Consider the following 262-nt stretch of genomic DNA (forward strand, 5'->3'; position numbering starts at 1 on the left):
TATTATGGCTCCTGATACATCATTTTTGTTAATTGGAAAACTGGCCATCAAAGCCAATACAACCAAAGACACCGTACGTCATTATGATGAGCTAGGGCTACTCAAGTCTCGCAAACGTCAGGCCGGCTCACGCTTATATACTGAGTTTCATCCCGAATGCATTGAGCGTATTGAGTTGATTAAAAGCGCACAAGCCATTGGCTTTACCCTTACTGAAATCAGAGACAGTCTTAATGACTATTATGATGGGCAGCTAGATATC

Annotated in this window: 1 protein-coding gene; it reads left to right on the plus strand. The window is 42.0% G+C overall.

Annotated features, from left to right (window positions below):
* On the plus strand, positions 1-262 hold a 262-nt coding region (locus AAEY83_RS16135), incomplete at both ends, for a MerR family transcriptional regulator (protein ID WP_351060622.1).

The sequence above is a fragment of the Psychrobacter sp. TB20-MNA-CIBAN-0197 genome (genome assembly GCF_040309765.1).
In the GTDB taxonomy this organism is placed as follows: Bacteria; Pseudomonadota; Gammaproteobacteria; order Pseudomonadales; family Moraxellaceae; genus Psychrobacter; species Psychrobacter submarinus.